Source organism: Pseudomonas sp. PS01300 (assembly GCF_029960155.1).
GTDB lineage: Bacteria > Pseudomonadota > Gammaproteobacteria > Pseudomonadales > Pseudomonadaceae > Aquipseudomonas > Aquipseudomonas palmensis.
Genome location: NZ_JASCPN010000024.1, coordinates 57,927 through 67,706 on the forward strand (window position 1 = coordinate 57,927; position 9,780 = coordinate 67,706).

Consider the following 9,780-nt stretch of genomic DNA (forward strand, 5'->3'; position numbering starts at 1 on the left):
CAGACACGAAACCCCGGGCCTGTAAAAACGTTACCGCATGCAAACGCCTACAGCGTCGCCACACTGCTCACGATGCGCAGCGAAAGGCCCTCATAGCCATCCAGATTGATGGTCATCTCCCCCGCTTCGCTCAGCTCGCCCTCCAGCCGTTCGTTGATCATGTCCACCACCGCGCCGGGGCTTACATCCGGCAGATGCAGGGTTTCGCTCAGTGGCTCGGCACCGAAGTTGAGTGCGGTGATCTGGATGCCCTTGCCTGCCGGCAGCTCGTGCACCATCAGCAGCAAGGCCGGGTTGGCCACCTCGGGGATCAGGATCTGCCGGCTCGCCGCAATCGCATAGGCCTGGCGCACAGCGAGCATGCGTTTCAGGCTGCTGGCAAAACTGTCGGGCTGCTGCAACTGGCTGGCCAGGCTGCCATACAGCGAACGCGCACGCGGCAGGCCTTCGGCCGAGAGCTGCGCCTCCACGTCCAGGTCGGCCAGGTCATAGGCGCCGCGATGAATCCAGCGGGTGTCGCCGTCACCCATCAGCCCCTCCACCTGCTCGGGCTCCAGCGGCAAGGCGCCGACCAGGTCCCAGCCCGACAGCGCAAACACCCCCGGCTGCATGGCGTTGTACATGGCCAGCAGCAGGTGCACCGTCTGGATCAGCGCCAGCTGCTCGGCGTCGATGCTGCCCAGGTCGCGAATGCCCAGCGCGGCAGTGATGATGCTGACCGTGGTGCACGACACTCCATTGGTCACGAACTTGAGGTTGTACGGTGCGTGCTCGCCCGCCAGGCCCTCGTACATCTCGCTGCGGATATGCTCGCGCAGGATGTTGCCGGGGAAGGTCTGGCCCTTGTACAAGTAGCTGTCGTTGGCGTGCAGGGTCCAGAAATGCACCAGCTCCAGGGTCAGTTCATCGTGGTTCTGCAGGGCATGGATCAACGAGGCCGGGTCGATCTTGAACGCATGCATCTGGTGCAGCATCAGGCGCAAAAACTCGGTGTCGCCGGTCAGCAGCGCGTGCTGGTAGGCCGGGCGCGTGACGAAGTCGTAGGACAGGTCGGCGCCGCCGTGGGACATGTTGGCGATGTCGTCCAGGGTCAGGTTCAGTTCCTGGAAGCTGAAACCACCGGCCTTGCGGATCATGCCGCCCAGCAGCTGGTTGCCGGTGACCGACAGCGGGTGGCTCTCCGACCAGGCCGGCCCTTCGGCGCGCCGCTCCACGCCGAGAAAGCCATTGGCATCCAGACGCAGGCCACGGGCGCCGAGCACGTCGATGGCGTGCAGGGCGTCGCCGATGATCAGCTGCTGCGCGGCAAAGCTTGGGTCGAGCCAGTTCAGCGATGGCTGGCCCTCCTTGAAGTAGTGCAGGTACACCCAGCGTCGCAGCTTGCCGTCGACCCCGAGTACCGGCGGCGTGGCGCTCCAGTCGGTTTCCTTGATGCCGGGTTCGAAGAAGATCACCCGCTGCAACTGGCCAACGATGTAGTGGCGGGCCTTGAGCTCGTCGCACATGGCCGGCGTGAGGTTGGCCGCATCGCGCCCGGCCGGCACCTCGGGCAGCAGGCCCCAGTCGGCTTCGCGGATCTCGATCATGTGGTACAGCCCGGGATAGTCGCCGTAGGCCATCTCGGCCAGGCGAAAATCGGCGCCCTTGCCGGTGTGCGCCGGGATCGAGTCGTCGATGGTCACCGCGTTGTGCGCCGAGGCCACCTTGCTCAGGTGCACCAGCTCGGCCTCGCTGCCGTAGCGCGGGTCGATGTCGAAGCTGATGCGGTCGAAGTTGCCGTCCACGCTGGGGGTGAACTCGCGCTGGGTGATGCCGCCCGAGCGCTTCAACGGCCCGGTGTGCACGCCCTGGATGCCCAGCTCCGACAGCGCCTGCCACAGCTGCTCATGGGCCAGCGCCTGCAACACCGAACCGCCCTCCTCGACGATGATCGAGGCCGGGTACACCGTCAGCCACACCGAGGCGATGGCACTGGCGTCGCGGGCGCGGGCCTCGGCGTAAGGGTGCAGCCACATGCGCGCCTGCCCTGCATACAGCCGGGCGCGGTCGCGGGCGGCTTGCAGCATGGACTGGCCTTGCAGCCATTCGATGGTGTCCTGGCCTCGCTGGGTCATACGCTTGCTCCTTCGACGGGGGGCGTGGGGTCGTGCCCTCAAGGTGTGAGTGGGTTTGACTGCAATCGTTCGCATTTTTTGCTGCGACCAGCGGGCATATGTCGCAGAGCTCCGCCGCACGGCGCGCCTACCCCGGCCCACACGCCCTCAAACCCACCCCTCCAGCCGCAACGTCGCCCGCACCAGCCGCTGCTCCTCCTCCTCGATCTCCTTGAGGTTCGCGCAGATGCCCTGGATATGCGCAATCGCCGCCTTGCGCGCCTGTTCCGGCATTCGCCCGGTCACGGCGTTGTACAGCCGCGCATGCTGGCGGTCGATCTGGCGCTTCTGCACATCGCGGTGGTACAGGTTGTTCACCGAGGCGAACACCGAGTTCAACAGCAGGTCGGTCAGCGAGCGCAGCGTCTGCACCAGCACCGGGTTGTGCGAGGCCTCGCAGATCGCCAGGTGAAACGCATGGTCCAGGTGCGCATGCTCCGAGGCCGTCAGTGGCTGCTCATGGGCCGCCAGCAACGCCTCGTAACTGCGCCGTATGAGCACGAAGTCCGCCTCGGTGCCGCGCAGCGCCGCCAGGCGTGCCGACTCCCCTTCCAGCAGGCTGCGCACCTCGAACAGGTCGTACAGGGTGCGCGGCTGCGAACTGAACAGGTGCATCAATGCCGAGGTGCTGCCCTGCCCCGACAACTGCGCCACATATGAGCCCTTGCCATGCGCAGTCTCGATGATGCCCTTGGCGCGCAGCAGCTTGAGCCCTTCGCGCAGGGCCGTGCGCGACACGCCGAGCTTTTCGGTCAGGCGCCGCTCCGACGGCAGCGCCTGGCCGACCTTGAGCACGCCATCGACGATCAGCCGCTCGATGCGCTCGCACACCACGTCTGCCACCTGCATTGAAAGCGCTTCGCCCATCGTCCCTCCAACTGGTATGACCAGACACCATGGGCTTTAGGACCCTTGCCAGATCAATACATAACTAACTGTATTTATTGAATATTCATGAAAAAGCCGGAAAAACCGCAGCAACAAACTGGTTCGACCAGTGATTTGAGCGATAGACACTAAGCCGTCGCCGGCCAATGATGCAAGTGAGCCGTGTTCCATCGAGCTTCCATAACAACAAGACAAGGGTCGTTAGCCTGCCCATGAACATTCTCTACGACGAACGCGTCGATGGTGCGCTGCACAGCGTCGACCGGGCCGAGTTCCTGCACACCCTGCAGAGCCGCCTGCCCGACCTGGATATCCTGCACGCCGCCGAAGACCTCAAGCCCTACGAGTGCGACGGCCTCTCGGCCTACCGCACCACGCCGATGCTGGTGGTGCTGCCGCGCCATCTGGAAGAGGTGCAGAGCGTGTTGCGCCTGTGCCACGAGCGCAAGGTGCCGGTGGTGGCACGTGGCGCCGGCACCGGTTTGTCCGGCGGCGCGCTGCCGCTGGAAAAGGGCGTGCTGCTGGTAATGGCGCGCTTCAACAAGATTCTTGAAATCGACCCGGCCGGGCGCTTTGCCCGCGTACAGCCCGGCGTACGCAACCTGGCGATTTCCCAGGCTGCCGCGCCGCATGGGCTGTACTACGCACCCGACCCCTCCTCGCAGATCGCCTGCTCGATCGGCGGCAACGTTGCCGAGAACGCCGGTGGCGTGCACTGCCTCAAGTACGGCCTGACCGTGCACAACGTGCTCAAGGTCGAGATGCTCAGCGTCGAGGGCGAACGCATGACCCTGGGCAGCGATGCCCTGGACGCCCCCGGCTTCGACCTGCTGGCGCTGTTCACAGGTTCCGAGGGCATGCTCGGCATCATCACCGAAGTCACCGTCAAGCTGCTGCCCAAGCCGCAGGTGGCCAAGGTGCTGCTGGCCGCCTTCGACTCGGTGGAAAAGGCCGGCCGCGCCGTGGGCGACATCATCGCCGCCGGTATCATCCCCGGCGGCCTGGAGATGATGGACAACCTGGCGATTCGCGCCGCCGAAGACTTCATCCACGCCGGTTACCCGGTAGAGGCCGAGGCCATCCTGCTGTGTGAACTGGACGGCGTCGAGGCCGACGTGCACGACGACTGCGAGCGCGTGCGCGTGCTGCTCGAACAGGCCGGTGCCACCGAAGTGCGCCTGGCCCGCGACGAAGCCGAGCGCGTGCGCTTCTGGGCCGGGCGCAAGAACGCCTTCCCCGCCGTGGGCAGGCTGTCGCCCGACTACTACTGCATGGACGGCACCATACCCCGGCGCGAACTGCCCCACGTGCTGGGGGCCATCGCCGACCTCTCGGCCGAGTACAACCTGCGCGTGGCCAACGTGTTCCATGCCGGCGACGGCAACATGCACCCGCTGATCCTGTTCGATGCCAACACCCCCGGCGAGCTGGAACGCGCCGAGGCGTTCGGCGGCAAGATCCTCGAGCTGTGCGTGAAGGTCGGCGGCAGCATCACCGGCGAGCACGGCGTAGGCCGCGAGAAGATCAACCAGATGTGCGCCCAGTTCAACAGCGACGAGCTGAGCCTGTTCCATGCGGTAAAGGCTGCGTTCGACCCGCTGGGCCTGCTCAACCCGGGCAAGAACATCCCCACCCTGCACCGCTGCGCCGAATTCGGCGCCATGCACGTGCACCACGGCCAACTGCCCTTCCCGGACCTGGAGCGCTTCTGATGAGCACCGTACTGTTCGACCCGGCCCACGGCAGCGACCGCAGCGCCGACCTGCTGGCCCGCGTGCAGCAGGCCATCGCCGAGCGCACCCCGCTGTTCATCCGCGGCGGTGCCAGCAAGACCTTCTACGGGCGCCCCGTCGACGCCCAGCCACTGGACCTCGCCGGGCACACCGGCATCGTCTCCTACGACCCCACCGAACTGGTGATCACCGCCCGCGCCGGCACGCCCCTGCGCGAGCTGCAGGCCGCGCTGGAGCGTGGCGGGCAGATGCTTGCCTGCGAAGTGCCGTGCTTTGGCGACAACGCCACGGTCGGCGGCATGCTCGCTGCCGGCCTGTCGGGCCCGCGTCGCCCATGGGCGGGTTCGGTACGCGACTTCGTACTGGGCACGCGCATGATCAGCGGCCTGGGCACGCACCTGCGCTTTGGCGGCGAGGTGATGAAGAACGTCGCCGGCTACGACCTGTCGCGCCTGCTGGCCGGCAGCCTGGGCTGCCTGGGGGTGATCACCGAAGCCTCGTTCAAGGTGCTGCCCAAGTACCGCTGCCGGGTCAGCCTGCGCCAGGCCATGCCGCTGCAGATGGCCCTGGACAAGCTCGGCGAATGGGGCCAGCAGCCGATCCCGCTGACCGCCGCCAGCCATGACGGCAGCACCCTGTACCTGCGCCTGGAAGGCAACGAGGGTTCGGTACGCGCCGCCGCCGAACGCCTGGGCGGCGATGCGCTGGATGACAGCTACTGGGACGACCTGCGCGAACAGCGCCTGGCGTTCTTCGACGACCCGCGCCCGCTGTGGCGCCTGTCGGTGCCGGCACTGACGGCGCCGCTGGCGATCGAGGGCGAGCAGTTGATCGACTGGGGCGGCGCGCAACGCTGGCTCAAGAGCAGCGCCGATGCCGACAGCATCCGTCAACTCGCCGCCGCCGCCAACGGGCACGCCACCTGCTTCACCCCGGGCGTGGTGGACAGCCCGTTCCAGCCGCTGGCCGCACCGATCCTGCGGTTTCACCAGACGCTCAAGCGCAACCTGGACCCTCAGGGCATCTTCAACCCCGGCCGCCAGTACGCCGACGTCTGACCCAGGAGCCACCATGCAGACCAACCTGAGCGAAGCGGCCAAGCGCCTGCCCCACGCCGACGAAGCCGAACGCATCCTGCGCAGTTGCGTGCACTGCGGCTTCTGCAATGCCACCTGCCCCACCTACCAGGAACTGGGCGACGAGCTGGACGGCCCGCGCGGACGCATCTACCTGATCAAGCAATTCCTCGAGCAGGACACCGTCAGCGAGAAGACCCAGCAGCACCTGGACCGCTGCCTGACCTGCCGCAACTGCGAAACCACCTGCCCGTCGGGGGTGGAGTACCACAAGCTGCTGGACATCGGTCGCGACGCCATCGAGGCCCGTGTGCCCCGCCCGCTGGGCCAGCGCCTGCTGCGCAGCGGCCTGCGCGCCGTGGTGCCGCGCCCGGCCCTGTTCCAGGCGCTGGTGAGTACCGGCGAGCTGCTGCGCCCAGTGCTGCCCGAGGCATTCAGGACCCACCTGCCACGCAGCGTGGCACCGGCCCGGCAACGCCCCCAGGCCACCCATGCACGGCGCGTGCTGATGCTCGAAGGCTGCGTGCAGCGCAGCCTGTCGCCCAACACCAACGCCGCCACCGCGCGCGTGCTCGACCGCCTGGGCATCAGCATCACGCCGATTGCCCAGGCCGGCTGCTGCGGCGCGGTGGACTATCACCTCAACGCGCAGGACACCGGGCTTGAACGTGCGCGGCGCAACATCGATGCCTGGTGGCCAGCCGTGGAAGCCGGCGCCGAAGCCATCGTGCAGACCGCCAGCGGCTGCGGCGCCTTCGTCAAGGAATACGCCTACCTGCTGCGCGACGACCCGGCCTACGCGGCCAAGGCCGAGCGCATCAGCGCCCTGGCGCGGGACATCGTCGAAGTGATCCGCGCCGAACCGCTGGAGCGCTTCGAGGCGTGCTGCGACCAGACCCTGGCCTTCCACTGCCCGTGTACCCTGCAGCACGCACAAAAACTTGGCGGCGCAGTTGAAGCCGTACTCAAACGCCTGGGCTTCAACCTTACCGAGGTACCCGACAGCCACCTGTGCTGCGGTTCGGCCGGCACCTATTCGCTGACCCAGCCGGTGCTGTCCAGGCAACTGCGCGACAACAAGCTCGATGCGCTGGAAAGTGGCCACCCCGACGTGATCGCCACGGCCAACATCGGCTGCCAGACCCACCTCGACGGTGCCGGGCGAACCCCCGTGCGGCACTGGATCGAACTCGTTGACCAAGCCCTCAACCCAGGAGCCTGATTTCATGCAAAGCAAACCCGTAATGACCCTGAGCGACGTGCAGCAGATTCTCGCCGCCGCCCGTGCCGAGGCCCAGGCCAACCAGTGGGCCGTGAGCATTGCCGTGGTCGACGACGGCGGCCACCCGCTGGGCTTCGAGCGCCTGGACGGCTGCGCGCCGGTGAGTGCCTACATCGCCACCGAAAAGGCCCGCAGCGCGGCGCTGGGCCGACGTGAAACCAAGCTGTACGAAGACATGATCAATGGCGGGCGCACGGCGTTCCTGTCGGTGCCGGTGATCAGCGGCACGCTCGAAGGCGGCGTGCCGGTGATCGTCGACGGCCAGGTGGTCGGCGCGGTGGGTGTGTCGGGGGTCAAGTCCGAACAGGACGCCCAGGTGGCCAAGGCCGGCGTTGCCGCCGTTAAAGACTGATCAGGAGCAACCGAACATGAACGACCGTATTCAGCGTCAACGCCTGCAGGTCGCGAGCGCCCTGCAGCACTTCATCGAAACCGAGGCCCTGCCCGGCACCGGTGTGCCGGAGGCCAACTTCTGGCAAGGCTTCGACGCCCTGGTGCACGACCTGGCGCCGAAGAACCGCGCCCTGCTCGCCGAACGCGACCGCCTGCAGGCCGCGCTGGACACCTGGCACCGCGCCCACCCGGGCCCGGTGGCCGACATGCCGGCCTACCGCGCCTTCCTGAGCGAGATCGGCTACCTGGTGCCGGTGCCTGAACAGGTGGCGGTGAGCACCTCCAACGTCGACAGCGAGCTGTGCGAACAGGCCGGCCCGCAGCTGGTGGTGCCGGTGATGAACGCGCGCTATGCGCTCAACGCCGCAAACGCACGCTGGGGCTCGCTGTATGACGCGCTGTATGGCACCGATGCGATCAGCGACGCCGACGGCGCCGAGGCTGGCGAGGGCTACAACCCGCGCCGTGGCCAGAAGGTCATCGCCTTCGCGCGCAAGGCCCTGGACCAGGCTGCACCGCTGGCCGGCGGCTCGCACGCCGAGGCCAAGGCCTACCGCATCGAGGACGGGCAACTGCGCGTCGACCTCATCAGCGGCCTGACCACCACACTCAAAGACCCCGCCAAATTCGTCGGCTTCCAGGGTGATGCCGCCCAGCCGAACGCGGTGCTGCTGAAGAACAACGGCCTGCACCTGGAAATCCAGATCGACCCCACCAGCGCCATCGGCCAGACCGATGCGGCCGGGGTCAAGGACGTGCTGGTCGAAGCCGCCCTGAGCACCATCCTCGACTGCGAGGACTCGGTGGCCGCGGTGGATGCCGAAGACAAGACCCTGATCTACCGCAACCTGCTGGGCCTGATGAAAGGCGACCTGAGCGAAGCGATCAGCAAGGGCGGCAAGACCCGCGTGCGCCGCCTCAACCCGGACCGCGTCTACACCGCAGCCGATGGCGCAACACTGACCCTGCATGGCCGTTCGCTGCTGTTCGTGCGCAACGTCGGCCACCTGATGACCAACCCGGCGATTCTCGATGGCGATGGCGCCGAGATTCCCGAGGGCATCATGGACGCGGTGCTCACCGGCCTGATCGCCATCCACGACCTGCAGCGGCGCGGCAACTCGCGCAGCGGCAGCGTGTACATCGTCAAGCCGAAGATGCACGGCCCTGCCGAAGTGGCGTTTGCCGCCGAACTGTTCGGGCGTGTCGAAGACCTGCTGGCGCTGCCGCGCAACACCCTGAAGATGGGCATCATGGACGAGGAGCGGCGCACCTCGGTGAACCTCAAGGCGTGCATCGGCGCAGCGCACGAGCGGGTGGTGTTCATCAACACGGGCTTTCTCGACCGTACCGGCGACGAGATGCACAGCGCCATGGAAGCCGGCCCGATGCTGCGCAAGGGCGACATGAAGTCCACGCCGTGGATCACCGCCTACGAGCGCAACAACGTGCTGGTGGGGCTGGCCTGCGGGCTCAAGGGGCGCGCGCAGATCGGCAAGGGCATGTGGGCCATGCCCGACCTGATGGCCGACATGCTGGTGCAGAAGATCGGCCACCCCAAGGCCGGTGCCACCACCGCATGGGTGCCCTCGCCCACGGCCGCCACGCTGCATGCGCTGCACTACCACCAGGTGGACGTGCAGGGGGTGCAGAGCGAATTGCAGCGCATCGACCTGGCCGGCGAGCGTGACAGCCTGCTCAACGACCTGCTGACCATTCCGGTATCGCCGCGTCCGAACTGGAGCGATGCAGAAAAACTGCAGGAGCTGGAGAACAACTGCCAGGGCATTCTCGGCTACGTGGTGCGCTGGGTGGAGCAAGGAGTCGGGTGCTCCAAGGTACCGGACATCCACAACGTCGGCCTGATGGAAGACCGTGCGACCTTGCGTATATCCAGCCAGCACATTGCCAACTGGCTGCTGCATGGCACGGTGAGTGAGGCCAAGGTACGCGAGGTGCTCGAACGCATGGCGGTGGTGGTGGACCGGCAGAATGCCGGGGATGCGGCGTACCGCCCGATGGCGCCGGACTTCGCCACCTCGATGGCGTTCCAGGCCGCCAGCGACCTGGTGTTCAAGGGGCGTGAGCAGCCGAGCGGGTATACCGAGCCGCTGCTGCATGCGTGGCGCTTGAGGTTCAAGGCGGCGAACTGACGGGCCTCTTCGCCCGCAAGGCTGGCTCCTGCAGGAACCAGCCTTGCGGGCGAAGGCCCCGGCCACTACCCCAAGGGCAACCCATTGTTGACCTGTCGGGTT

7 protein-coding genes are annotated in these 9,780 nt (G+C 67.0%); 5 read left to right on the forward strand and 2 right to left on the reverse strand.

What is annotated here, in order from left to right; translation table 11 throughout:
- Nucleotides 1-47: 47 nt before the first annotated feature.
- Together treS and glcC are read right to left on the reverse strand one after the other, a co-directional pair.
- A complete protein-coding gene (gene treS, locus QMX96_RS13965) occupies nt 48-2,114 on the reverse strand; it encodes a maltose alpha-D-glucosyltransferase (protein WP_282361925.1) in 2,067 nt (688 codons plus the stop codon).
- Between the two features lie 147 nt (nt 2,115-2,261).
- The gene (glcC, locus tag QMX96_RS13970; protein ID WP_043861171.1) at nt 2,262-3,020 is read right to left on the reverse strand and encodes a transcriptional regulator GlcC; all 759 of its coding nucleotides are present in this window, start codon (nt 3,018-3,020) and stop codon (nt 2,262-2,264) included.
- 233 nt (nt 3,021-3,253) lie between these two features.
- Here glcC and glcD point away from each other — a divergent pair, with 233 nt between their 5' ends.
- From glcD to QMX96_RS13995, 5 genes are read left to right on the forward strand one after another with little or no spacing between them, the layout of a single operon-like run.
- On the forward strand, nt 3,254-4,753 hold the full coding sequence (gene glcD, locus QMX96_RS13975; RefSeq protein WP_043861170.1) for a glycolate oxidase subunit GlcD: 1,500 nt from the start codon (nt 3,254-3,256) through the stop codon (nt 4,751-4,753).
- Nucleotides 4,753-5,832 carry a glycolate oxidase subunit GlcE gene (gene glcE / locus QMX96_RS13980; RefSeq protein ID WP_054915154.1) on the forward strand — a complete coding sequence of 360 codons (1,080 nt, stop codon included), beginning with the start codon at nt 4,753-4,755 and terminating at the stop codon, nt 5,830-5,832. The genes glcD and glcE overlap by 1 nt, the downstream gene beginning before the upstream one ends.
- 13 nt (nt 5,833-5,845) lie before the next feature.
- Nucleotides 5,846-7,072, forward strand: a complete 1,227-nt coding sequence (gene glcF, locus QMX96_RS13985; RefSeq protein ID WP_043861168.1) for a glycolate oxidase subunit GlcF — start codon at nt 5,846-5,848, stop codon at nt 7,070-7,072.
- A gap of 4 nt (nt 7,073-7,076) precedes the next feature.
- Nucleotides 7,077-7,484: a heme-binding protein gene (locus tag QMX96_RS13990; protein WP_043861167.1), complete on the forward strand. Its 408-nt coding sequence runs from the start codon at nt 7,077-7,079 to the stop codon at nt 7,482-7,484.
- A 16-nt stretch (nt 7,485-7,500) separates the two neighbouring features.
- Nucleotides 7,501-9,678, forward strand: coding sequence for a malate synthase G (locus QMX96_RS13995; RefSeq protein ID WP_054915156.1), 2,178 nt, complete (start codon nt 7,501-7,503; stop codon nt 9,676-9,678).
- Nucleotides 9,679-9,780: the final 102 nt, after the last annotated feature.